The sequence below is a fragment of the Clostridium sardiniense genome (genome assembly GCF_050584765.1).
GTDB lineage: Bacteria > Bacillota > Clostridia > Clostridiales > Clostridiaceae > Clostridium > Clostridium sardiniense_A.
Map to the genome: position 1 here is coordinate 131,691 of NZ_JBNOOR010000001.1, position 23,129 is coordinate 154,819.

General features: G+C 29.8%; 22 protein-coding genes. 20 read left to right on the forward strand and 2 right to left on the reverse strand.

Features of this window, described 5'->3' with window-relative positions; genetic code table 11:
- Positions 1-70 precede the first annotated feature (70 nt).
- The 7 genes from ACQPUW_RS00680 to ACQPUW_RS00710 all read left to right on the forward strand — a co-directional run bounded on the left by ACQPUW_RS00680 (position 71) and on the right by ACQPUW_RS00710 (position 7,930).
- A complete protein-coding gene (locus tag ACQPUW_RS00680) occupies positions 71-970 on the forward strand; it encodes a metal ABC transporter solute-binding protein, Zn/Mn family (protein WP_430835587.1) in 900 nt (299 codons plus the stop codon).
- A gap of 160 nt (positions 971-1,130) precedes the next feature.
- A complete protein-coding gene (locus tag ACQPUW_RS00685) occupies positions 1,131-2,876 on the forward strand; it encodes a MutS family DNA mismatch repair protein (RefSeq protein ID WP_430835588.1) in 1,746 nt (581 codons plus the stop codon).
- A 32-nt stretch (positions 2,877-2,908) separates the two neighbouring features.
- Complete coding sequence (locus tag ACQPUW_RS00690; protein WP_430835589.1) at positions 2,909-3,826, forward strand: exonuclease domain-containing protein; 918 nt, start codon at positions 2,909-2,911, stop codon at positions 3,824-3,826.
- Between the two features lie 72 nt (positions 3,827-3,898).
- Positions 3,899-4,306 (forward strand): CBS domain-containing protein, encoded by a 408-nt coding sequence (locus tag ACQPUW_RS00695; RefSeq protein WP_430835590.1) that lies wholly within the window; start codon positions 3,899-3,901, stop codon positions 4,304-4,306.
- A 270-nt stretch (positions 4,307-4,576) separates the two neighbouring features.
- Positions 4,577-4,852, forward strand: a complete 276-nt coding sequence (locus ACQPUW_RS00700; protein WP_204595927.1) for a metal-sensing transcriptional repressor — start codon at positions 4,577-4,579, stop codon at positions 4,850-4,852.
- 85 nt (positions 4,853-4,937) lie between these two features.
- On the forward strand, positions 4,938-7,616 hold the full coding sequence (locus ACQPUW_RS00705) for a heavy metal translocating P-type ATPase (protein ID WP_430835591.1): 2,679 nt from the start codon (positions 4,938-4,940) through the stop codon (positions 7,614-7,616).
- 98 nt (positions 7,617-7,714) lie between these two features.
- Positions 7,715-7,930: a heavy-metal-associated domain-containing protein gene (locus ACQPUW_RS00710; RefSeq protein WP_204595929.1), complete on the forward strand. Its 216-nt coding sequence runs from the start codon at positions 7,715-7,717 to the stop codon at positions 7,928-7,930.
- A gap of 32 nt (positions 7,931-7,962) precedes the next feature.
- Here the strand turns inward: ACQPUW_RS00710 and ACQPUW_RS00715 are convergent, their stop codons facing one another.
- Positions 7,963-8,496: a PspA/IM30 family protein gene (locus tag ACQPUW_RS00715; protein ID WP_430835592.1), complete on the reverse strand. Its 534-nt coding sequence runs from the start codon at positions 8,494-8,496 to the stop codon at positions 7,963-7,965.
- Positions 8,497-8,657: 161 nt separating this feature from the next.
- Here ACQPUW_RS00715 and rpsA point away from each other — a divergent pair, with 161 nt between their 5' ends.
- Positions 8,658-9,794 (forward strand): 30S ribosomal protein S1, encoded by a 1,137-nt coding sequence (gene rpsA, locus ACQPUW_RS00720; RefSeq protein WP_430835593.1) that lies wholly within the window; start codon positions 8,658-8,660, stop codon positions 9,792-9,794.
- A 47-nt stretch (positions 9,795-9,841) separates the two neighbouring features.
- Here rpsA and pyk read toward each other — a convergent pair whose 3' ends face one another.
- The gene (gene pyk / locus ACQPUW_RS00725) at positions 9,842-11,260 is read right to left on the reverse strand and encodes a pyruvate kinase (protein ID WP_430835594.1); all 1,419 of its coding nucleotides are present in this window, start codon (positions 11,258-11,260) and stop codon (positions 9,842-9,844) included.
- Positions 11,261-11,441: 181 nt separating this feature from the next.
- On the opposite strand from pyk, the gene ACQPUW_RS00730 reads away from it, so the two are divergent.
- From ACQPUW_RS00730 to minE, 12 genes are all read left to right on the forward strand, one after another.
- A complete protein-coding gene (locus ACQPUW_RS00730; protein ID WP_430835595.1) occupies positions 11,442-12,899 on the forward strand; it encodes an aminoacyl-histidine dipeptidase in 1,458 nt (485 codons plus the stop codon).
- 95 nt (positions 12,900-12,994) lie between these two features.
- Complete coding sequence (locus tag ACQPUW_RS00735; protein WP_430834603.1) at positions 12,995-13,174, forward strand: MarR family transcriptional regulator; 180 nt, start codon at positions 12,995-12,997, stop codon at positions 13,172-13,174.
- A gap of 144 nt (positions 13,175-13,318) precedes the next feature.
- On the forward strand, positions 13,319-14,086 hold the full coding sequence (locus tag ACQPUW_RS00740) for an SPOR domain-containing protein (protein WP_430835596.1): 768 nt from the start codon (positions 13,319-13,321) through the stop codon (positions 14,084-14,086).
- A 212-nt stretch (positions 14,087-14,298) separates the two neighbouring features.
- Entirely contained in the window at positions 14,299-14,868 is a 570-nt protein-coding gene (locus ACQPUW_RS00745) for a Maf-like protein (RefSeq protein WP_430834605.1), read from the forward strand.
- A gap of 46 nt (positions 14,869-14,914) precedes the next feature.
- Positions 14,915-15,604 carry a RadC family protein gene (gene radC, locus ACQPUW_RS00750; protein ID WP_430835597.1) on the forward strand — a complete coding sequence of 230 codons (690 nt, stop codon included), beginning with the start codon at positions 14,915-14,917 and terminating at the stop codon, positions 15,602-15,604.
- A gap of 18 nt (positions 15,605-15,622) precedes the next feature.
- On the forward strand, positions 15,623-16,636 hold the full coding sequence (locus tag ACQPUW_RS00755) for a rod shape-determining protein (protein WP_430835598.1): 1,014 nt from the start codon (positions 15,623-15,625) through the stop codon (positions 16,634-16,636).
- Positions 16,637-16,640: 4 nt separating this feature from the next.
- Entirely contained in the window at positions 16,641-17,486 is an 846-nt protein-coding gene (gene mreC, locus ACQPUW_RS00760) for a rod shape-determining protein MreC (RefSeq protein WP_430835599.1), read from the forward strand.
- Positions 17,487-17,497: 11 nt separating this feature from the next.
- On the forward strand, positions 17,498-17,989 hold the full coding sequence (gene mreD / locus ACQPUW_RS00765) for a rod shape-determining protein MreD (RefSeq protein ID WP_430835600.1): 492 nt from the start codon (positions 17,498-17,500) through the stop codon (positions 17,987-17,989).
- Positions 17,986-21,000, forward strand: a complete 3,015-nt coding sequence (locus ACQPUW_RS00770; RefSeq protein ID WP_430835601.1) for a penicillin-binding transpeptidase domain-containing protein — start codon at positions 17,986-17,988, stop codon at positions 20,998-21,000. The genes mreD and ACQPUW_RS00770 overlap by 4 nt, the downstream gene beginning before the upstream one ends.
- 202 nt (positions 21,001-21,202) lie before the next feature.
- Positions 21,203-21,838 carry a septum site-determining protein MinC gene (gene minC, locus ACQPUW_RS00775; protein ID WP_430835602.1) on the forward strand — a complete coding sequence of 212 codons (636 nt, stop codon included), beginning with the start codon at positions 21,203-21,205 and terminating at the stop codon, positions 21,836-21,838.
- A 19-nt stretch (positions 21,839-21,857) separates the two neighbouring features.
- Complete coding sequence (gene minD / locus ACQPUW_RS00780) at positions 21,858-22,655, forward strand: septum site-determining protein MinD (RefSeq protein WP_204596237.1); 798 nt, start codon at positions 21,858-21,860, stop codon at positions 22,653-22,655.
- 12 nt (positions 22,656-22,667) lie between these two features.
- Positions 22,668-22,940, forward strand: a complete 273-nt coding sequence (minE, locus tag ACQPUW_RS00785) for a cell division topological specificity factor MinE (protein ID WP_204596238.1) — start codon at positions 22,668-22,670, stop codon at positions 22,938-22,940.
- Positions 22,941-23,129 lie beyond the last annotated feature (189 nt).

Genomic DNA, 23,129 nt, shown 5'->3' on the forward strand with positions numbered 1-23,129 from the left:
ACAATAATGGGAAGAGATATTAAAATTATATATGTGCAAATGCAAATCATATGCAAATGAGGTGTAATTTTTGAAAAAAATAATAGGAATATTAAGCGTAGTACTTATATCTTTTGGTCTTATTGGATGTTCAGGAACTAAGGATAAGACGGAGCAAAAAACTGATGGAGATAAATTAAATGTTGTAGTTTCAATTTATCCATTAGAACAATTCACTAAAATGATTGGTGGAGATAAAGTAAACATACTAACTTTAGTTGGGCCAGGACAAGAGCCACATGATTTTGAAATAAAGCCTGCAGATTTTAAAGAACTTACAAATAGTGATATATTTGTTTATAACGGTCTTGGAATGGAAACTTGGCTTGATGAAGTAAAAGGACAATTAAAAGATAGTAAAACTATAATGGTTGATTCAAGTAAAGATGTTAATGTAATTAAAGTGGGCGATAAAGTAGATCCACATATTTGGCTTAGTTTAAAAGATGCAACAATTCAAGCCAATAATATAAAGAATGCTTTAATCGAAAAAGATCCTAGCAATAAAGAATATTATGAGAAAAATTATAATAAGCTAAAGGAAGAGTTTGATGGATTATATAATGAATATAAGCCAAAATTCGAAAAGCTTAAGAATAAGGATTTTGTAACAGGTCATGCAGCTTTTGGATATCTTTGCAGAGATTTTGGATTAACTCAAAAATCAATTAGTGATTTATATTCAGAAGGAGAAGCTACTCCAAAGAAATTAGAAGAACTAGCTGCTTACTGTAAGAAGAATAATATAAAAACAATATTCTCTGAAAGTTTGGCAGAGCCTAAAACTTCAGAAACTTTAGCAAGGGAAGCTGGAGCTAAAGTTGAAAAAATATATAGTTTAGAATCAAGCGAAGATGATAAAACATATTTAGAAGGTATGAAGTACGATTTAGATGTAATATATAATAGTTTAGTAGAAGAAAATAAGTAATAAAAAGGTTTGATTTAACTAAAATAGTAGTTGATCAAACCTTTTTTTGCTATTAATATGCTATAATATATGTAAAAAATAGTAAGGGGAGGCGATTTTTATTAAGGCCTTAGAGTATTATGAGAGTAATATAAAAAAGAGTAAAAATGAAATAGATCAAATGGAAAAGAAAATAGCTACTATAGGTTGGAGTAGATTGTTAATAGTAGTTTTAATGATAGCTTTAGGTTATATGCTATATAACCAAGGTAATATACCATTACTTATAGGTGGTGAGGTTATATTACTTGCTGTTTTAGTATGTACTGTTATTTACCACAATAAATTAATAAATAAAAGAATTAAAGTAGAGAGATTCCTAGAAATAAATGAAAAAGGTGTAAAAAGAATAAGTGGAGAATTTAGAACTATAGAGGATGATGGCTCAGAATACATTAACGATTCACATCCATTCTCTTCAGATATAGATATATTCGGGAAGAGTTCATTATTCCAATTAATAAACGATACCTTAACTAAAGGTGGAAGAGAAAAGCTTGTAAGCAATCTTTCTTTAAAGAAATTACCTACAAAAGAGGTTATAGAAAAGAAACAAGAAGCTATTAAAGAACTTGGAGAAAAGATAAAGTGGAGACAAGAGCTTTTAGTAAAAGGCAAAACTACAATAAAGAATAAGAAAAAAGAAACACAGGAATTAGAAGCATTTTTAGCTTGGAGCACTGAAAAGAAAGAAAAAGGTGTAAGTAAGAAGTTAGTAGCATATTTATTTATAGCTATAACATTTTTAAGTATAGTTTTATCAATAATTAAGATAATACCACCTAGTTATATTTTATTAGTGCTTTTAATTAACTTTGCAGTTATTAAGTTACTTACAAAAGATTATAAAGCGGATTTAGAAATGTTTAATAGTATAAAGCATACTATTAAATCCTATGCTGAAATATTAGAACTTATAGAAAAGGAAGAATTTAAATCAGCATATTTAAAAGATATAAAAGATAAACTTAAAAGTGATACTTCAAATTCATGTGGAGAAGAGATGAAGAAATTATCTAATCTTTTAGATTGGATAGGAGATAGTTCAGGCAATGCATACTATTTAATAATAAATATATTAATATTCTCAGATATATTCATAGTAGAGAACTTAGAGGACTGGAGATCACAAAACTCAAAGGAATTAGAAGTATGGATAGATGTCATAAGTGAGATTGATGCATTAAGTAGTGTATCTAACATCTACTTTGATTTTGATAAGTTTACTTTCCCTAAAATTTCAGATAAGAAAGAGGTAAAAGGGAAGGCTATTGGTCATCCTCTTATAGGGGAGAAGGCTGTGAGAAATGACTATTCACTTTCAAATAATAAAAGGGTAACTCTAATCACAGGATCTAATATGTCTGGTAAAAGTACATTTTTAAGAACAATTGGTTTGAATTTATTATTATCATATATTGGAGCACCAGTTTTTAGTGATGAATTTACATGTGGAATATTTAATATATATACATGTATGAGGACTAAAGATAATCTGGAAGAAAATATATCATCATTTTATGCAGAAATACTTAGGATTAAAATCCTAATAGAAGCAACTAAAAAGGGAGAAGATGTATTCTTCTTATTAGATGAGATATTTAAGGGAACTAATTCCTTAGATAGACATATCGGAGCTACTGAGCTTATAAAACAATTAATAAATGGTGGAGCAATTGGGCTTGTATCTACCCATGATTTAGACCTTTGTAATTTAGAGGAATCTGATAATAGAATAGAGAATTATAATTTTAGAGAGTATTATGAAGATAATAAAATAAAATTTGACTACAAGTTAAGAGTTGGGAAAAGTGAGACACAAAATGCAATACATCTTATGAAACTTGCAGGTATTGAATTTAAATAAGAGGGATAGAGAAGAGAGAGGGACTTTTGAATATGGGGTATGTAATAATAGACTTAGAATTTAATAATTTGAATAATATAACAAAATATTATCCTGAATTTTATGATAAATATCCAGATTTAAAATCACTTTCTATACAAAATGAAATAATAGAAATTGGTGCTATTAAAGTTGATAAGTATATGAAAGTGCAGGGAAGGCTTAAAGAATATGTTAAGCCTTCCATAATACCAGTTTTAAATCCTGAGATAACTGATATAACAAATATAACAGAGAATGATTTAAAAGAAGGCATAAGTTTTGAAGCTGGAGTAAAGAAACTTAAAGAGTTTATAGGGAAAGACGTATTTTGTTCTTGGGCTAAGGATGATGTTGCACAAATTATAATAAATGCGCATCATCATGGTTTTAGAGATTTAAAGTGGATAGATAGATACTTAGATGTTCAAGAATATACAAGTAAAATTTTAGGTGTTAAGAAATCTCTAAGTCTAAAAAATGCATTAAAGAGGCTTAATATAAGAATAGATAATAGGCTTTTGCATGATGCTTTAAATGATGCTGAATTTACAGTTCTTGTATTTAAACAACTGTATAATCATAAAATAGTAAAGAATTATATAGTAGAGAATATTTATGATATGCCGGCTATAACTGTAAAAGAAGTAAGTGAAATAAATTTAGAGATATCTAAAGTTAATTCATTATGTCCAAGGTGTAATAGAAAATTAGAATTAGAATTTGATTATATGCCATACAGGTGGAGATTCATATCGGTAGGGAGATGTTCTAAGTGCGATGGCTCTGTACTTAATGAAGTTGTAGTAAAGAAAACTCTTCATGGAGATATAATTTATTCTGAAATTGGAAGCATGATAGATGAACTAGAATACTCAGATTATAGCTATAAATTAGATAAATATTTTCTTAAGAAAGATAAAGCATTATAACAATATTTATAGAATTATGTTAAAATAGAGACAGGTATATAAATAAAATATTTAAAGAGGAAAGGGTTAACTATGAATATAGCATTTTTTCTTACACCTAAAAATGAAGTGGTTTGTGAGAGTTTAGAATCGACTATGAGACAAGTTATGGAACGAATGGAGCACCATGGATATACAGCGATTCCGCTAATAGATAAGCATGGAAGATACGTTTCTACTCTAACAGAAGGAGATTTATTATGGAAGCTTAAGAATACTCCAGACCTTAATTTTAAAAATACTGAATGCGTAAAAGTGAAAGATATTAAAACGAGAAGAACACATAAAAGTGTATCTATAAATGCAGATATTGAAAGTTTAATATCACTTGCAGTTAATCAAAATTTTGTTCCTGTTGTTGATGACGAAGGAATCTTTATAGGGATTATAAAGAGAAGTGATATAATAAACTATTGTTATAATGAAATAAAAAACAAATAAATATGTTTAGAAGCAAGAACTTAGTAAATAAGATACTAAGTTCTTTTTTTATGGATTTTAAAAAAATTATAGAGAAAATAAACGTATAAAGGATATGGAAATAGTGATAAAAACTTACTTAGATAAGAATGTGAATAAGAATTTTATTATATGAATAATTTAAAGTTTTAAATAAAAAAATAAAAATTCCATTGACACTAATTATTAATAAGAGTATAGTATAAAACATAAATACACCCCCATAGGGAGGGGGTATAAAGGAGTGGTATTATGAATGACGATAAAAAGAAAGCTATGCAAGTTTTAAAGACTTGTAGAGGCCAAATTGATGGAATAATAAAAATGCTTGAGGAGGAAAGATACTGTATTGATGTATCTAATCAAATAATAGCAGCGCAAGGACTTCTTAAAAAAGCTAATAAGCATGTATTAACACAACATATGCATCATTGCGTAAGAGAAGGTTTAGCAAATGAAAATGAAAAAGAGAAAGATGCTAAAGTTGAAGAAATCATAAGTATATTAACAAAACTTATAGATAAATAAAAATTGCTTAGTTATAGAGTACATAAGAAGAGTTTAAATAAATAACGTATAAAAAATAAATAGCCTATATGAGGGAGGGAAATAAATGAAAAAACAGTTTGATATCAAAGGTATGACTTGTGCATCATGTGCAAATAGGATTGAAAAAGTAGTAAATAAGATGGATGGAGTCGACGAGGCTGTAGTAAATCTTGCAACAGAAAAGATGACAGTTAACTTTGATAATGATAAAGTAACTATTTCAGATATTGAAAATAAAGTTAAAAAAGCAGGATATGAGGCAAATGAAATAAAATCAGATGACGTAGTAGATAAGAATTATGATATTACAGGTATGACTTGCGCATCATGTGCTAGCAGAATAGAGAAAGTACTAAACAAAACTAATGGGGTAGAGAGTGCAGTTGTTAATCTTGCAACAGAAAAAGCTACTGTAAAGTTTGATAAAGATGTTATATCATCGGAAGATATAATAAAGAAAGTTGAAAAAGCTGGATATGGTGCAGAAGAAATAAATGATGAGGATAGTTCACAAGGTCACTTTAAAATTAAAGGTATGACTTGTGCATCATGTGTACTTCATGTTGAAAAAGCAGTAGATAAATTAGATGGTGTGGATAAAGCTACAGTAAATCTTGCTGTTGAGGATATGAAGGTAAAGTATGATAGAAGAAAAGTTTCAGCAGAAGATATTGAAAAAGCAGTAAAAAATGCTGGATATGAAGCTATAGAGATAAAAGATACAGATAAAAATGATCATAAGAAAGATTCAGAAGAAAAAGTTAAAAAAGCTAAAAATAGATTTATATGGTCAATAGTATTTGCAATACCACTTGTAATAATTGCTATGGGACCTATGATGGGACTTAAATTACCAAATGTTATAAGTCCAGATGCTAGTCCTTTTAATTATGCATTTATACAACTAATTCTAGCACTTATAGTCGTAGTAATAGGCAGAGATTTCTTTATACATGGTTTTAAAAATCTATTCCACTTAAGTCCGAATATGGATACACTTATTGCTTTAGGTAGTAGTGCGGCTATACTTTATGGAGTATATGCATTAGTGAAAATTTATGGTGGAGAGGTACACTTTGCACATCACTTATACTTTGAATCAGCAGGTATGATTATTGCATTTATTAGCTTAGGTAAGTTCTTGGAGGCTATTACAAAAGGTAAGACTTCAGATGCTATAAATAAGCTTATGGGTCTTGCGCCAAAAACTGCAACAATAATAGTTGATGGAAAAGAAAAAGTTGTAGGAATTGATGATGTTAGAGTTAACGACATAATTCTTGTAAAACCAGGTGAAAAGTTACCAGTAGATGGTGAAGTTGTTGAAGGAACAACAAGTATAGATGAAGCTATGCTTACAGGAGAAAGTATTCCTGTAGATAAGAAACCTGGTGATCAAGTATTTGGAGCAAGTATAAATAAAAATGGAATGTTTAAATATAGAGCAACTAAAGTTGGTAAAGATACAGTTCTTTCAAAAATCATAAACTTAGTTGAAGATGCTCAAGGAACAAAGGCACCAATTGCAAAACTTGCAGATGTTATTTCAGGATATTTTGTACCAGTTGTAATTGTAATTGCAATTTTATCAGCATTAGCTTGGTTCTTTATAGGTAATGAAGACTTAGAGTTTGCATTAAATATATTAATATCAGTTCTTGTTATAGCTTGTCCATGCGCTTTAGGCCTAGCAACACCTACAGCAATTATGGTAAGTACAGGTAAAGGAGCTGAAAATGGAGTTCTTATTAAAAGTGGTGTAGCACTTGAAGAAGCTCATAAGATAAATACAATAGTATTTGATAAAACAGGTACAATTACAGAAGGTAAACCAAAGGTTACTGATATAGTATCAGTTTCTATTAAAGAAGATGAATTACTAAAATTTGCAGCAGCTGCTGAAAAGGGATCAGAACATCCACTTGGGGAATCTATTGTAAAGGAAGCTGAAGATAGAAATATAGAATTACCACAAATTAAAGATTTTAAGTCTATCCCAGGTGAAGGTATCAATACAAATATTGAAGGAAAAAATATTGTAATTGGTAATAGAAAAATAATGGATAGAAACAATATAGATATTAAAGATATTGAAAGTAAAGCACATGAACTAGCAGACAGTGGTAAGACACCAATGTTTATGGCTATAGATGGAAACTTAGCTGGAATTATAGCAGTTGCAGATACAGTTAAAGAAAATAGCCAAAAGACTGTAAAAGCTCTTCATGCTATGGGAATTGAAGTTGTAATGTTAACTGGTGATAATGAAAAGACAGCAAAGGCAATTGCAAAGCAAGTTGGAATAGATAGAGTAATATCAGATGTTTTACCAGAAGGTAAAGCAAATGTTGTTAAAGAATTACAAGGTGAAGGCAAGAAAGTTGCAATGGTTGGTGATGGTATAAATGATGCACCAGCACTTGTTACAGCAGAAATAGGTATAGCAATAGGATCAGGAACAGATGTCGCTATAGAATCAGCAGATATTGTACTTATGAGAAGTGATCTTTTAGATGTTGTTACTGCTATTCAATTAAGTAGAGCAACAATTAGAAATATAAAACAAAACTTATTCTGGGCATTTGGATATAACGTATTAGGTATTCCAGTTGCTATGGGCATATTAAAACTATTTGGAGGACCACTTTTAGATCCTATGATTGCATCATTTGCAATGAGTTTAAGTTCAGTATCAGTATTATTAAATGCTTTAAGATTAAAAGGGTTTAAACCAAAATTTTAAGAAGATAAATTTAAATTAAATTTATATAAAATAAAACAAAAATAAAACATCTAAAGAAAAAGCTACTTTAAATGTAGTTAAATTAAGGAGTGATTATTATGACAAAATACAAAATCAAAATTGATGGCATGGGATGCCAAAAATGTGTAGATAACGTAGAAAGAGCTTTTGCAGGTGACGGTAGAGTAAAGCAATATGAAGTAAAGGTTGGAGAAGCTATAGTTGAATGTGATTTAACTAAAGAAGAACTAAAAGATTTAATTGATGATGCTGGATATGATTTAGAAACAGTAGAAGAAATAGAAAAAATGTAATACTAAAAAAGGGGCAGTATACTGCTCCTTTTTTATAGGTATTTTTTTATTTCTTCATCAATGTTCATATCAAAAGTTGGAGGTGGCAGACTATCAAGACCTTTTTCAATATTTGAGAATTCTGTTTTTAGTTCTGATTCTATGTTTGAGAAAATCTTCATGGAAGATGATACTTTAGAATTAAGTTTACTTTCATAGCTTGCTACTAGATTATCATATTCATCTTCTAATTCTTTTAATAATATATGAATAGTTGATTTACATTCAGATAAATAATTAAATTTAGTATAAAGATGATTTAATTCAATATCTGAAGTGAGCTTTTTCTCTAAAGCTTTTTTTGCAAGATGAATATTTCCTTTTTTAATTGCTAGTTTTACTTTAGAGTCATAATCTGAGCAAATATCTTTTATCCATTCCATATCAGTTTTAAGAGTTGATAATTTATCAAGTAAATTAGAAAAATCTAATGATAAATCATCTAAAATCTTTTTTAAATCAACTATTTCCTCATATTTTTTTATAGATACATTTCTTTTTAAATTTAATTTTTTTAATATTTCCATAATACCTCCAAGATTAATTAATCCCTTTATATAATTAATATATGAGTTAATCTAAATAATGTTTAATTATTAAAAAATAAGGCTTTTTCTTGTATTAAATTTATTGATAGATTAAAATTAAAATTGAAGTATATGTGGGGAAAAAGAAGGAGTGAATTTAAATGACAAATGAAAATACTATGGGTCAATTACTAGATTCTTATGATGTCAAGAGAATTAATAAAGGTGACATATTAGATGGAAGAGTAATCGATGTAAATGATAAAGAAGTAACAGTTGATATTAAATATGCTTTTGATGGTATTATATCAAGAGAAGAGCTTACAGCTGATGATAAAAATCCATTAGATATTATAAAGCCAGGTGATGAATTTAAAGTTGTTGTACTTTCACCAAATGATGGAGAAGGATTTGTTAAATTATCAAGAAAGAGAGCTTTATTAAAAGAAGAAAAAGAAGAAATAAGAAACGCTTTTAATAATGGAACAATTATAAAAGTTAAAGTCAAGGAAGAAGTTAAGGGTGGATTAGTTGCAGAGTACGGATCAGTTAGAGTATTCATACCAGCGTCACTTGTATCAAGAGAAAGAATTGATATCAAAACAGTAGTTGGAAAAGAGCTAGAAGTAAAAATCATAGAATTAGATTTTAATAATAATAAGGTGGTTGCTTCAAGAAGAGTTATTGAAGAAGAAGCTTATCAAGAAAATCAAAAAGCTCTATGGGCAGAAATTAAGAGCGGAGAAAAGAGAAAAGGTGTAGTTAAAAACATAGTTAAGTTTGGTGCCTTTGTTGATATCGGAGGGGTGCAAGGATTAGTTCATATAAACGACTTAGCTTGGGAGAGAGTTAAGAGAGTTGAAGATGTAGTTTCTGTTGGAGATGAAGTAGAAGTTTATGTTGGAAATGTAGATTTAGAAAATAGAAAACTATCATTAATTTTAAAGGATGTTAATAAAGAACCATGGAATGTTCATGGGGATTCAATGAAGATAGGTGATACTTTAGAAGGAACAGTTGTAAGACTTACAAGCTTTGGTGCTTTTGTTGAAGTATTTAAAGGCATAGAAGGATTAGTTCATATTAGTGAAATAACTGATGAAAATATTGCAAAGCCTGAAGATGTTTTAAAACTTAACCAAAAGGTTAAAGTTAAGGTATTAAATATAGATAAAAACGCTAAAAGATTAGCATTAAGTATTAAAGATGCAACTGAAAAGAGTGCAGAATATCTTGAATATGTTGATAATAAAGATGAAGGAGTAAGTCTTGGTGACTTATTTAAAGATTTATTCTAATTAGAAAAAGATTAAGGATACTAGAATTTTCTAGTATCCTTATATTTTTAAGCTCTTTCAATTTTTAACATATTTGTTCCGCCTACGTGTGCAGTTGGCATACCAGCAGCAACTATTATTTCATCATTTTCTTTTACGAAATCAAAAGTTTTTGCAATTCTTTTTGCTTCACGTAATATTTCATCTGTTGTATTAAACATTTCACAGTGTACTGGAAGAACTCCAAAATTAAGAGCTAATCCTCTCATTACATAATCAAATGGAGTTATAGCTATTATTGGTGCTTTAGGTCTATACTTGCAAAGCAGTCTAGCTGTTGCACCACTTTGAGTTGCAGCAACTATAGCTTCTGCATTTACTGCATTTGCAGTTCTGCAAGCGGAGTAGCTTATAGCATCAGAGAATGAAAGATTTGAAGGCTCAGTATCATTATAAGTAATATGCATATAGTCTAAGTTTTCTTCTGCTTCTATAGCAATTTTGGACATAGTTTTTGCAGCTTCTATTGGGAAACTACCAGAAGCACTTTCGCCACTTAGCATTATAGCATCAGTTCCGTCAAATATTGCATTACAGATATCACAAGCTTCAGCTCTAGTTGGCATTGAATTTCTAATCATAGAATCAAGCATTTGAGTTGCAGTAATAACTACTTTGCCAGCATTATTACATTTCCTTATAATCTTCTTTTGGATTATAGGAACCTTCTCTATAGGAATTTCAACGCCCATATCACCACGTGCAACCATTATTCCATCTGCAGCTTCAATTATAGAATCTATATTATTTACACCTTCTTGACTTTCTATTTTAGCTATTACTTTAATATGACTTCCATTATGATCATTAAGTATTCTTTTGACATCTAATATATCGGAAGCTTTTCTTATAAATGATGCAGCTATAAAGTCAACACCGTTTTTGCATCCGAAGATTATATCATCTGTATCTTTTTCTGTAATTGATGGTAAGTTTATACTAACATTTGGGACGTTAACACCCTTATGGTTCTTAATTGTACCACCAACTTCAACAGTACAATTTATAGACTTACCTTCAATGTTATCAATTTTAAACACTAAAAGTCCATCATCAACTAACATAGTACCGCCAGGTGTAACATCTTTATAAAGATCTCTATAAGTTATTGAACATTTAGAATTATCTCCAAGTATTTCATCATCACATATAAATGAGAATTTATCACCTTGCTTTAGCTCAGCTTGATCATTTTCAAAATTATGAGTCCTTATCTTAGGTCCCTTAATATCAAGAATAATTGCTGTTGAAGAGTTCATATCTTCTCTTATTTTTTTGATTAAATCAATTTTTTCTTTATGAGTTTCATGAGTTCCGTGGGAAAAATTAAGTCTTGCAGCGCTCATACCTATTTTTATAAACTCTCTTAAGATTTCTTCAGAGTCACTTGCAGGTCCAATAGTAAAAATCATTTTTGTTTTTTGCATAAAATCACCTCGCAAATATTTGTTGGATTATTTTAAATACTATAGACAATTAGTATGTGCAAATATTCAATAAACTAAATTAAATATTTATTATTAATTAGTTTAAAATAAGTAGACTATGATATACTAAAATTATCCACAATATAATTTTATCATAAATTAATAGGAGGTAAGGTTAAAAATGTCAGTTTTAACAAATATTCAACCAAAATTAGTTTTCAAATATTTTGAAGAAATTTCAAAAATTCCAAGAGGTTCAGGAAATGAAAAAGGAATAAGCGATTATTTAGTTTCATTTGCTAAAGATCTTGGATTAGAAGTAATACAAGATGAAGCTTTAAATGTAGTTATTAAAAAACCAGCATCAAAAGGTTATGAAAATGCACCAGGAGTTATACTTCAAGGTCATATGGATATGGTTTGTGAAAAGAATAAAGGAACAGAACATGATTTCACAAAGGATCCAATTGAATTAAGAGTTGATGGAGACTACATATATGCAAATGGAACAACACTTGGATCAGATAATGGAATAGCTGTTGCATATGGAATGGCAATTTTAGCTGATGATACTATAGAGCATCCAGCTCTTGAAGTGCTATTAACTTCAGATGAGGAAACAGGAATGACAGGAGCTATGAACATATCACCTGATCATATAAATGGAAAAATTTTATTAAATCTTGACTCAGAAGAAGAAGGCGAACTTTTAGTAAGCTGTGCAGGTGGAGTAAGAAGTAAGTCAGCTATAAATATTAATTGGGAAGCTAAAGAAGAGGAACACGTTACTTTAGAAGTTAAGCTTAGAGGTCTTATGGGTGGACACTCAGGAATGGAAATAAACAAAGGTCGTGGAAACTCAAATAAGCTTATGGCAAGATTATTAAAAGATCTTTATGATAATTATGATATAAGATTAGTTCACCTAGAAGGTGGATCTAAAGATAATGCTATTCCAAGAGAAGCTGATGCAGTTATTACTGTTTCAAAGGATCAAGCTGAAGATATAAAGGCAGAAATAGCTAGATATGATGGAATCTTTAAGCATGAATTTAAGGTTCAAGATCCAAACGTTACTTTGGAAATATTAGAATGTGATGATGCTAAAAAGACTTTTGATAAAAAATGCACAGAAAATGTTATAAATCTTTTATACCTTTACCCAAATGGTATAAATACAATGAGTAAAGCTATGCATGGCTTAGTAGAAAGCTCAACAAATATAGGGGTTGTTACTACTTCAGAGGATAGAGTAAGAATAGATAGCGCTGTAAGAAGTTCAGTTGCTACATTAAAAGATGAAATTGTTTTAAGAAGTAAAACAATCACAGAGATATTAGGTGGAAGCTTTACAACTAATGCAGAATATCCAGAATGGGAATATGATAGCGAATCAAAAGTAAGAGAAATCTGTAAAGATGTATATAAAGACATGTACGGAGAAGAACCAAAGATAGTTGCAATTCATGCAGGTGTTGAATGTGGATTATTTAAAGAGAGATTAGGAGACTTAGATATGATAAGTTTTGGTCCAAATCTTTATGATGTTCATACACCACAAGAACATATGAGCATAGAATCAGTTCAACATGTTTGGGAATATCTATTAAATATTTTAAAAGCAATAAAAGAATACTAATAATAATTATTAATTAAAAATTATTATTGTAATTCCGAGTGGATTGGTATATAATAAAATCATAGTAAAAAATATTGTTTTTGGAGGTAATTTTTATGGATATAAAAGATAAGGTATTAGAAATATTAAATAACTCAGAGGAACCATTAAAAGGTGGCCAGATTGCAGAAGCTTCAGGAATTGATAAGAAAGAAGTTGACAAAGCAATTAAAGAGTTAAAAAAAGAGGAGAAAATTATCTCACCAAAAAGATGTTTTTACGCAGCTAACAAATAATTTTATATACATTGATTTATCAAAACAATCCCTTATTAGTTTTAAATCTTCACCTAAATTTTAGGTGAAGATTTTTTTACATAATGAATATTATTGAATCCTTCCTAATATATTTTAATAAAGTAATGTTTTAGGAGGGATAAGATGGGATACACAAGATATAATTATAAGCCAAGAAAAAAGCCTGGAAGAAACTTTTTAACAATAGGAATTATTGGAGTACTTCTAGCAATAGTTATAGGATTGCTTATAGGGAAAGTTTTATTTAAGGGTAATGGTGCTCCGAATGAAGATCAAACAAATGCAATTGAGGGGACGGAGCAAAGCGGTACTATAGATAATGAAGAAAAAGATAATGCTAATAAGGGCGAAGTTGATAAAGAAACAGTTGGAAAAGTTACAGAATCTGGGGATAAAAAAAGATTTTCTATGATTCAATGTGGATATTATGGAAAGAAGGAAAATGCAGAGAAAGTACTAAATGATATTCCATCAAATTATAATAAATTTATAATAGAGGAAGATGGAAAATTTAGAGTAATCGCTGGAATCTATACAGAGGATTCTGTAGAGAAGGTAAGCGAGCAATTAACAAAGAAAGAAATAAGCAATGTTAAAATAAATTGTGAGTATGAATTAAGTGATAATCAAAATTCGATGATATACGAAATAATTACGGGTTTTATGAAAATTTTAAATGAATTAGAGAATGAACAAGTAAGAAGTGTAAATACGACAGATTTTAAAAAATGGACAAATGAACTTGGAAAAGATTCTAAAGATAAAGAAGATAATGAGGAACTTAAAAAAATAAGGGAACACATAGAAAAATTACCAGAGGAATTAAATAGAGATGGTGCCAAAAAATCACTTGAATTTATATATAAAATGCTTATAAAACATAGAGTGTAAGCAATTCTTAAAAAAAAATTAATTCTATCTTTATAAGGCGTTTTTACTTGTTTATGGTCTTATAAAATGATAAACTATATTAGGTGTAGTAATCTTTGGTTTAAAGAATACTACACCTAATATTATTTTAAAAATATGTAGTATTTATATCTAAAGAGATTGAAAATGGAAATACTATATTATATTAAAAGTTATTTATAAAGAGGGATATTATGAAGTTTATTTTAGCATCAGCATCCGCAAGAAGACAAGAATTACTGAAAAGAATAGTAGGTAATTTCGACATTATAGTCAGTGAATTTGAAGAGAAAAATGTCGAATTCAAAGGCGACGTTAATAAGTATGTGGAGGAAATTGCATTAGGTAAGGCTAAGGCTGTTTTAAATAATGCAAATAGCGAAGACATAATAATATCAGCAGATACAGTTGTTTCTTTTAATAATAATATCTTAGGAAAGCCTATAGATGAGGAAGATGCCTTTAAAATGCTAAGAATGCTTAGTGGAAACACTCATGAAGTTTACTCTGGAGTTTGTATTATAAATAATAAAACAAAAGAGATAATATGTGAGAGTTTTAAAACAGAGGTAACTTTTTCAGAAATTAGTGATGACAGAATAAAAAAATACATTGAAAGTGGAAGTCCTCTTGATAAAGCAGGTTCTTACGGGATACAAGACGAAGGTGGAGTTTTCGTAGAAGGCATAAAAGGAGACTATTATAATGTAGTCGGACTACCGCTTAATGGGACATACAAGATGATTAAAAGAGTAACTAAATAATTTTAAAGGGGGATGGGTATTCTAATAAAAGTAAGGAGAAATAAAGTTGGACAATTACCTTAGAATGTTGGATATACCTGAAAATGAGAGACCTAAAGAAAAATTATTAAGATACGGTGCAGAATCTTTAAGTAACCCAGAACTTTTAGCTATAGTTTTAAGAACTGGGACTAAGGGTGAAAATGTATTAAATTTAAGTCAAAAAATAATTGCAGAACTTAATGGGTTGAATGGTATTTTAAATGCATCAGTAAAAGAAATGACAAAAATTAAAGGTGTAAAAGAGGCAAAGGCTTCGCAAATACTTGCAATAGCTGAGCTTTTTAGAAGGTTTAATACCTATAAATCTTTTAATGAATTTAAGAGAATTACATCACCAAGAGAAGTTGCAAACATGCTCTATGGTGAAATGGGAGCAAGTAATCAAGAAGTATTAAAATTAATTATACTAAATACTAAAAATGAAGTTGTAAAAATTAAAGATGTTTTTAAGGGGAGCTTAAATTCTTCTTTGGTCCATCCAAGAGAAATATTTAATGAAGCTATAAGAAGTAGTGCAGCTTCAATAATTATATGTCATAATCACCCATCAGGAGACCCAACTCCAAGTAGTGAGGACATAAAAGTTACTACCAGAATTAATAAAAGTGGAGAGATAATAGGGATTAAACTTATTGATCACATTATAATAGGTAGAAATAATTACGTAAGCTTAAAAGAAAAAGGAATATTATAATCGAAAGGGGAATGAAAAATGGGATTTTTCGGAACTAGTAAAGACATGGGAATAGATTTAGGAACAGCTAATACACTTGTATTTGTTAAAGGTAAAGGTGTAGTTCTTAGAGAGCCATCAGTTGTAGCAATAAACAGTACAACAAGAAGACCACTTGCAGTTGGTACAGAAGCAAAAATGATGATTGGTAGAACACCAGGAAATATCGTTGCTATAAGACCACTTAGAGATGGTGTAATTGCAGATTTTGATGTTGCACACACAATGATAAAGTCATTAATAGAAAAAGCAGCAAGTAAGAGTGCATTTAAGGCACCAAGAATAATAGTATGTTATCCTTCAGGAGTAACTGAAGTTGAAAAGAGAGCAATAGAAGAAGCAACTAAGCTTGCAGGTGCAAGAGAAGTTATATTAATGGAAGAGCCAATGGCAGCAGCAATTGGAGCAGGACTTCCAGTAAGTGAACCAACAGGAAGCATGATTGTTGATATCGGTGGAGGTACTACAGAAGTAGCTATCATTTCACTTGGAGGAATAGTTACAAGCAGATCATTAAGAGTTGCTGGTGATGAATTAGATCAATCAATAATTGCTTATATTAAGAAAGAATTCAACTTAATGATTGGTGAAAGAACATCAGAACAAGTTAAGATGGAAATCGGATCAGCTTATAAAGTTGATGATGAAGAAAAAATTATGGAAATCAAGGGAAGAGATTTAGTTACTGGATTACCTAAAGTAGTTGAAATTTCAGAATCATTAATAAGAGATGCTTTAAAAGAACCTGTATATGCAATAATTGAATCAATAAAGACAACACTTGAAAAAACACCACCAGAACTTGCAGCTGATATAATGGAAAAAGGAATAATGTTAGCTGGTGGAGGTGCAATGCTTAAAGGATTAGATGTTTTAATAATGAAGGAAACTAATATGCCTGTACATATTGCGGAATCACCATTAGATTGTGTTGTTCTAGGAGCTGGAAAAGCTTTAGAAGATTTCGACAGAATTAGCAAGGAAGATAGATAAAGACATGAAGCGTCTTAAGAACAAACTGGCAGTCACTATAATAGTGCTGTCAGTTGCATTTTTAGGCTTAATTATCTATACATTCAAGGATCCTAATAAAAATGCTATTGAAAGTGGTGCAGGTGCAGCGTTAAATCCTATACAGAAAATTGCGTATACCGTTAATGTAAAGATTAAAGATTTTGTTGATTTATGTTTAAATTTCTCTACTGTAAAAGAGGAGAACAATAATCTTACAAAAGAAAATGCAGAGCTTAAGAAACAACTTTTAGAGTATTCAGATCTTAAGCAAGAAAATGATCAATTAAGAAAAGTTTTAAATTTTAAAGATTCAAGAGATAACTATAATTATGTAGCTACTAATATCATAGGATATGCTGGAGGAAATATATTAGATGGATATATTGTTGATAAAGGCAAAGATGATGGCATAGAAAAAGGTATGATAGTAATTGCGGCTGATGGTTTAGTTGGTCAAGTTACTTCAGTTGGTAGCAACTGGGCAATAATAAAGAGTATTTTAAATGAAAATATTGCAGTAAGTGTTAAAGTAGAAAGCACTAAAGAAAATACTGGTATATTAAGAGGTTATAGAAACGCAGATGGAACTGCAGAATGTAAAGTTGAAAATCTTCCTATGGATTCGAATATAAAAGAGGGAGATACAATAGTTACATCAGGTCTTGGACAAATATATCCTAAAGATATAATGGTTGGTAAAGTAGTCTCAGTTCAAGAAGATAAGGTGAATGTAATGAAAAATGCAATTGTTAAACCAAGCGTTGACTTTAATAAACTTGAAGGCTTATTCATTGTAGTACCTAAAGATAAACGTGAGATTAAATATTAAGAGGTGATGATATGAAAAAATTGATAGTAGTTTTAATATCTATTCTCTTATTAGTAATTGATAATTCAGTAATGCCATTTTTAAGTATATATGGTGGATTCCCAAGTTTATTATTTACTTTTGCTGTTCTATACTCATTAATAAATGGAGTTGAAGATGCAGTTTTTATTGGGGTAGTGAGTGGAATACTACAAGATATTTATTTTGCAAATGGGGTAGGAATAAATGCAATAGTTAATATGTTTATATGTATATTAGCAGCTTATATAGGTAATGGAGTATTTAAGAAGAGAAAATTAGTTCCAGTAGCTGCGGTGTTTGGAGCTACTATAGTTAAGCATTTAGTTGTTCTTGCTATATTATACTTCTTAAATTACAAAGTAAATTTAAATAATATACTTATAGTTGCAATATATAATTCAGTAATAGCATTTATAGTATACAAATATGTATTAATGTTTTCAAATACTGAAGATGTAAACAATAAGTGGAGGTTTAAATGATAGTTAATAAACCAAAAAGTAAAAAGAAAAAACTTTCCAGGTATACAGTACTTAATATTATCATGCTAATAATCTTTTGCATAATATCATTAAAGTTAGTTTATTTACAAGTTTATAAACATGATGATTATGAAGATAGGGCAAACCAGAATGCTACTAGATTTATTGCAGAAAAAGCTCCAAGAGGAGAAATTTTAGATAAAAATGGTAATGTGTTAGCAACAAATAGACAAACTTATACATTAACATATACAACAACAGATGAGGCACAAAAGAAGTTCTATAGTACAATGGATTCAATCTTTAAGGTTCTTAAAGAAAATGGAGAAAGCGTTCAAGATGATCTATTAATAAAGATTGATGATAAAGGTGGATTTTATTTTGGATATAAGGATTCATCTCCTGATAATCAACAATATGAAAAGCTTAGATTTTTAAAAGATAGAGGAATGAACGAGCAAATTCAAAGGGATCTTTTTGGAGATGAAAGTAAAGATTTAACAGATGATCAGATTGCGCAAATAGATCAAAAGTTATTACAAGTTACTCCAGAGGAAGCATTCTACTATTTAGTGAAAAGCTATGACCTTATAGGACTTGTTAATCCAGAGCCATCAAAAGATGAAAAGGCACAATATAAAGATATGACTGGTAAACAGCTGACAGATCTTATATTAAAGAAATATTCACTTAATGATATAAGAGATTATATGGTTGTTAAAGACGCTATAAAGATGCAAAGTTTTAAGGGTTATAAAGCTGTAACCATTGCAAGCAATATAAAGAAAGACACGGCATTTATAATATATCAAAAACTTAATGAATTACCAGGTATTGGTGTTGAATTACAACCAGTTAGAGAATACCCTTATAATAATTTAGGATCAGCAGTCCTTGGATATGTTGGAACAATAGATAGTTCTTTAGAAGATGACTATAAATTAAGAGGATATGATCCATCAACTGATCTTGTTGGAAAGTCTGGTATAGAGTCAGCCTTTGAAGATGAACTTAAAGGTGTTAAAGGTGGAGAAACTGTTAAAGTAAATTCAGCAGGTAGAAAAACAGAAGAATTATTTAAATTAGAATCTTACCCAGGTAATAATGTAAATCTTACTATAGATAAAAATGTTCAGTATGCTATGCAAGAATCATTAAAGGATACAATAAATAAAGTTAGAACACAAACTACAGATTCAGAAGGTCATAGTTTCCCGAATGCAACTAGAGGGGCAGCTCTTGCAATTGATGTTAATACTGGTAAGATACTTGGACTTGCAAGTTATCCGGATTTTGATCCAAATCTTTTTGCAATACCAGGACAACTTACAAAAGAACAAACAGAGCAGTATTTCTCACCAGACCTTGAAAAGTTTGGTAAAGAGCTTATAAAGAAGACAGGAGTTAAAAAATCAGTAGATGATTTATTCCCTAAAGATAAAAATGGATATAGAACAGACCCATATGATTTATATGCAAAACCATTCTATAACTATGCAACTTTAGGTACATTACCTCCAGGTTCTATATTTAAGCCAGTAACAGCTGTAGCTGGGCTTCAAGAAGGAGTAATAAAACCAGGTGATACTATAAATGCTACAGGTAAATTTAATATCCATCCTGAAACCTTTGGTACGGGATTTGGACCTGTATGTTGGATATATCCAGGTAGTCATGGTTATACTGATGTTGAAAAAGCGCTTCAAGTTTCATGTAACTTCTTCTTCTATGAAACTGCATATAGATTATATATGAAAGATGGAGGAAATGCTAATAGACCGGAATCTTTAAATGTTATTGCAAAATATGCATGGCAATTTGGGCTTGGAGTTGACCCAAATAGTAAGACTAATCCTTCAACAGGCATAGAGATAGAAGAAAATACTACAGGTCAAACATACAATTTCAAAACATTTAAAGAGAGTACTATAGCACTTTCAAACTTTGAAATAGCAGACTTTTTAGAAAAGGAAACCCCAAGTGGATCAGCATTAGCTACTTATCAAGGAACGTATAATTTTATTCCTTTTGATTTTTCATATAAAGATGATGATTCAGAGAAGGTTAAGAATTTAAAAGTAGATTTAAAACAAAAAATTAAAGATAGATTTGAAGTAGTAGCTACAGGAAAATCTGCAATGGGTCAAAATGAATTTGCAGCTAGTATTGTATCAGATGTAAAAGGTATAATGCAAAACTCAGATGTTTATAAGAATAATGTTAAGAAGTATGAAGATAAGTATAACAAAAAGGCTAATATAGATGAGCAGGCATCAAATGTTTCTAATGCAATTGCAAGATATGTTGTTACTGATAAATCAGCAGAAATGACATCACCAGGTCAGGTTATTTATTCAGCTATTGGTCAAGGTATAAATCACTATACTCCACTTCAACTTGGAGCATATATATCAACACTTGCAAATGGAGGAACTAGATATTCTCTTCATTTAGTAGATAGTGTAACAGATGTAGACGGAAAAGTAGTAGAACAATTTAAACCAAAAGTACTTGGTAAAGTAGACATGAGCCCATCAACACTTGCTGCAGTTAAAGAAGGTATGGCAAAAGCAAATGATTCTGAAGGTGGTACAGCCTCAGCAGTATTTAGTTCATTCCCTATAAAAACAGCAGGTAAGACAGGTACAGCGGATTATTCAAATGATCAAAGAGATTATGGTAGATCACCTTATGCAACATATGTAAGTTTCGCACCTATTGATAAACCAGAAATAGCAGTTGTTTCGGTTATATATGATGGTGGCCATGGTGCATATAGTGCACCAGTTGCAAAAGCTGTTTATGAAGCATACTTTAAAGATAAAATCTTAAAAGATTATCCAGAATATGCGAAGAGTTCACCTACATTCAAGAAATATGTTTTAGATGCACCTAAGGATAATAGTGAAGCAGCACAAAAAGCAGCGCAAGAAAAAGCTGATAAGAAGGATGCTTCAGATAAAAAGGATGCCAAAGATAAGGCTAAAGACAAGAGTGCTTCTAATAACTAAATAAAGCTAATAATTATTATATTTAAATAATTTTCACTAATTAAAAAACAACATTGGACCTTACTGGTATCAATGTTGTTTTACTTTAAAAAAGAAACTAAAACTACAAATACTTACATTTTAATGCTATAATAATAGAAGGATTTTATTATGTTTTGTAGAATAATGTTAAAGTGACGAGGATTGGTGGAGGGAACCAATAATGGATGATAAAATAGTTATAAAAGGTAATAGAAGTGGCTTAAGTGCTATTATAAATATGAATAAATTTAGTGATTTTGAAGAAATGCTAGAACATTTGCTTACTAAATTATCAAGAGGAAAGCGTTTTTATAAAAACTCTACATTAACTATTAGCACAAATTTAAGCTCTATTAATGAGAAAAACCTAATACATCTTAAAGAAGTATTATTTAATGAAATAGAAATAAAAGATATTATATTGCAAGATGAATCTTCAAAGGATAAAGATAAGAAAACTTTTGCGGGAGTGTATGAGGGTAGAACAAAATTTTTGAGAAAGACAGTAAGAAGTGGTCAGTGTATAAATTATAATGGAAATATCGTTATAGTTGGAGATATAAACAGCGGTGCAGAAGTTATAGCAACTGGTAATATTATTGTCTTAGGTAGTATAAAAGGAAATGTTAGCGCAGGAGCTAATGGTAATGCAAAAGCAATAATTGCAGCCTTTAGTCTTCAGCCAGAAATATTAAAGATTTCAGATATTGCGACACTATCACCGGATTCAGAAAAGCCCCAATATCCAGAAGTTGCAAAAATAAAAGATGGGGCAATAATAGTAGAACCGTACTTACCGAATAAATATATTTATTAAAGCGTGGAGGGATTGTTAAATGGGAGTATCTATTGTAATTACATCAGGAAAAGGTGGAGTTGGAAAAACTACAACAACAGCTAATATTGGTACTGCATTAGCAGCACTTGGGAAAAGAGTAGTAGTTGTTGATGGTGATACAGGACTTAGAAATCTAGATGTACTAATGGGATTAGAAAACAGAATAGTGTATACTATAGTTGATGCTATAGAAGGAAGATGTAGATTAAAGCAAGCTTTAATTAAAGATAAGAGATTTCCAAATCTATGCCTTCTTCCAACAGCGCAAACAAAGGATAAAGATGATATAAGTGCACAACAAATGCTTAAGCTTGTAAAAGAACTAAAGGAAGATTTTGATTATGTAATTATAGATTCTCCAGCTGGTATTGAACAAGGCTTTGAAAACTCAGTAATCGGAGCTGATAAAGCTATAGTTGTAGTAAATCCTGAAATTACATCTGTTAGAGATGCCGATAGAGTAATTGGTAAACTAGATGCTAAAGGTCTTGAAGATCATTCTGTTATTATAAATAGAATGAACTATGCTATGACTCAAAGAGGAGACATGCTTGATGTAAGTGATATAATCGAAACACTTTCAATTGAATTAATAGGGGTTGTACCTGATGATAAAGAAATAACTGTTTCTACAAATAAAGGTGAACCAATAGTTTTAGAAGAATCAGCAAGAGCTGGAGAAGCATTTAGAAATATAGCAAAGAGAATAACTGGCGAAAATGTACCTTTTATGGATTTAAGTGATGCACCACAAGGTTTATTTGGATCTATAATGAAGTTATTCAAACGTAAGTAGGGGGTATTTGAAATGGGGTTCTTTAGTAGTTTTACAAATAGTAAGCCTAAGCCAAAGGATATTGCTAAAGATAGATTAAAGTTAATACTTATACATGATAGAGGAGATCTTCCAACTGATACTTTAGAGCAAATAAGAATGGAAATATTAGAAGTTCTTTCAAAGTATGTAGAGATATCAGCAGAAGATGTGGAAATATCAGTAAGTAAAAGCGATATTGAAGAGGGAGAAGCAGCTTCATCATTAGTTGCTAATATACCTATTAAGAACATAAGAGGTCAATAAGTTAAAAGGTAAAATAAGAGAAATATTTATAATTAAAAAAGGCTACATACGTAAAAGTATGTAGCCTTATATATATATATAAATATAATATCTTTATATATTAAAAATTTATTATTTTTCTTATTTCCCAATGATTTATTATAGAGAATAACAAAATAATGATATATAATAGAAATACAGGTTTTTCGG

Excerpts from the sequence above, each read along its gene's own strand:
- ACQPUW_RS00715 (WP_430835592.1), bottom strand. The coding sequence starts at position 8,496 with ATGGAAATATTAAAAAAATTAAATTTAAAAAGAAATGTATCTATAAAA.
- minD (WP_204596237.1), top strand. The coding sequence starts at position 21,858 with ATGGGAGTATCTATTGTAATTACATCAGGAAAAGGTGGAGTTGGAAAA.
- ACQPUW_RS00690 (WP_430835589.1), top strand. The coding sequence starts at position 2,909 with ATGGGGTATGTAATAATAGACTTAGAATTTAATAATTTGAATAATATA.
- ACQPUW_RS00685 (WP_430835588.1), top strand. The coding sequence starts at position 1,131 with ATGGAAAAGAAAATAGCTACTATAGGTTGGAGTAGATTGTTAATAGTA.
- mreD (WP_430835600.1), top strand. The coding sequence starts at position 17,498 with ATGAAAAAATTGATAGTAGTTTTAATATCTATTCTCTTATTAGTAATT.
- minE (WP_204596238.1), top strand. The coding sequence starts at position 22,668 with ATGGGGTTCTTTAGTAGTTTTACAAATAGTAAGCCTAAGCCAAAGGAT.
- ACQPUW_RS00700 (WP_204595927.1), top strand. The coding sequence starts at position 4,577 with ATGAATGACGATAAAAAGAAAGCTATGCAAGTTTTAAAGACTTGTAGA.
- ACQPUW_RS00755 (WP_430835598.1), top strand. The coding sequence starts at position 15,623 with ATGGGATTTTTCGGAACTAGTAAAGACATGGGAATAGATTTAGGAACA.
- minC (WP_430835602.1), top strand. The coding sequence starts at position 21,203 with ATGGATGATAAAATAGTTATAAAAGGTAATAGAAGTGGCTTAAGTGCT.
- ACQPUW_RS00740 (WP_430835596.1), top strand. The coding sequence starts at position 13,319 with ATGGGATACACAAGATATAATTATAAGCCAAGAAAAAAGCCTGGAAGA.
- ACQPUW_RS00735 (WP_430834603.1), top strand. The coding sequence starts at position 12,995 with ATGGATATAAAAGATAAGGTATTAGAAATATTAAATAACTCAGAGGAA.
- ACQPUW_RS00770 (WP_430835601.1), top strand. The coding sequence starts at position 17,986 with ATGATAGTTAATAAACCAAAAAGTAAAAAGAAAAAACTTTCCAGGTAT.
- ACQPUW_RS00710 (WP_204595929.1), top strand. The coding sequence starts at position 7,715 with ATGACAAAATACAAAATCAAAATTGATGGCATGGGATGCCAAAAATGT.
- ACQPUW_RS00745 (WP_430834605.1), top strand. The coding sequence starts at position 14,299 with ATGAAGTTTATTTTAGCATCAGCATCCGCAAGAAGACAAGAATTACTG.
- ACQPUW_RS00705 (WP_430835591.1), top strand. The coding sequence starts at position 4,938 with ATGAAAAAACAGTTTGATATCAAAGGTATGACTTGTGCATCATGTGCA.
- ACQPUW_RS00730 (WP_430835595.1), top strand. The coding sequence starts at position 11,442 with ATGTCAGTTTTAACAAATATTCAACCAAAATTAGTTTTCAAATATTTT.
- pyk (WP_430835594.1), bottom strand. The coding sequence starts at position 11,260 with ATGCAAAAAACAAAAATGATTTTTACTATTGGACCTGCAAGTGACTCT.
- mreC (WP_430835599.1), top strand. The coding sequence starts at position 16,641 with ATGAAGCGTCTTAAGAACAAACTGGCAGTCACTATAATAGTGCTGTCA.
- ACQPUW_RS00695 (WP_430835590.1), top strand. The coding sequence starts at position 3,899 with ATGAATATAGCATTTTTTCTTACACCTAAAAATGAAGTGGTTTGTGAG.
- rpsA (WP_430835593.1), top strand. The coding sequence starts at position 8,658 with ATGACAAATGAAAATACTATGGGTCAATTACTAGATTCTTATGATGTC.